2 protein-coding genes are annotated in these 1,176 nt (G+C 53.1%); both read left to right on the forward strand.

All coding sequences use genetic code 11. The annotated features are described in order from the left end of the window. The coding region (locus KDK15_RS16000; RefSeq protein WP_257296388.1) for a hypothetical protein at positions 1–199 on the forward strand (199 nt) is incomplete at its 5' end. 4 nt (positions 200–203) lie between these two features. Then, positions 204–1,176: ankyrin repeat domain-containing protein (locus tag KDK15_RS16005; protein WP_257296389.1), on the forward strand; the 973-nt coding region annotated here is incomplete at its 3' end.

Raw genomic sequence — 1,176 nt, forward strand, 5'->3', positions numbered from 1 at the left:
TCGCATCATTGATGCCCTGCGTGAGCCCTTTAAACCCGTGTCGCTGCAGATTTGTGCCCGAAACTGTATTCGTGCAATCCTGATGCGGCCACAGATGACCCCGAAAAAAAACCTGGCAAAACCGCTGTCAATAGCCTCTCAACGCCTGCCGTTGTCAGATCCTTTGACAAAATTTGTGTCCAACCCACTGACTCTTTAATGAAATGTTCTCAAGCATCAGACAATGTTCATCTTCCCGGGATGACACTGCCAATCCGGAGGAAACGGCCGAGGGTTCCAACGCACAGCCAGTACCTTCTCTCCAGCAACCCGTTGCCAGCGCAGAAAATATTTCAGCACGTGCGGTGGCTTCCCCGGGCAACGGGAGCTTATATCCACTGACGTCTGATGTCGATTTGCGGGGCTTGGGCAATCAACTGGCAAAGGCAATCAGGGAGCAAGACCTGCCAGCCGTCAACAACCTGCTGAACCTGGTGCAGGATCTGGGGATTGACCCCGATCTCTGCGACCGGGGAGGCCTCTACCCGCTCTATTGGGCCAGTTGCGTGGGCAGAGCTAACAAAATTCTCAAGACCCTGCTGGACAGGGGGGCGAACCCCAATCTCTGCAACATTGATTCGTGGAATGGAAAAAGGAACATACCTCTACATTGTGCCGCCGAAAGGGGCAGTTATGAGGTCACCAAGGTCTTGCTGGAATATGGAGCTGATCCGCAAGCCCGTGACCGTGCTAATTGGACGGCGCTGCACTGGGCCACAATGGAATACAAGACACAAAGCGTCATGCTCCTGAAGTGCCTGCTGGATCACGGTGTCGATATTAATGCCCGTAGTAATTTTTTTGGACGCACCCCGCTGGGTAATGCCATCATTAGCGGCGAACTTCCGGTCGTTAACACCCTGCTGAGCGAAGGTGCCGATCCCAATATTTCTGATATTCAAGGTAGTACCGCGCTGGATTATGCAGTCTCTAAAGGGAACACCGACATGGTCGATGACTTGCTGGCTCACGGTGCCAATCCTGATACGCCCGGCGACAACATCTACGACAGCTACGGGTGGAGCAACGCACTTTGTAAAGCATTAAGTGAGCAAGATACAGACATTGTGGATATGCTCCTGGCTTACGGTGCCAATCCCAACAAGGTGAGCAAAAAGGGCGATACCCCGCTGCATC

The organism is Endozoicomonas sp. YOMI1, assembly GCF_024606345.1.
Taxonomy (GTDB): domain Bacteria; phylum Pseudomonadota; class Gammaproteobacteria; order Pseudomonadales; family Endozoicomonadaceae; genus Endozoicomonas.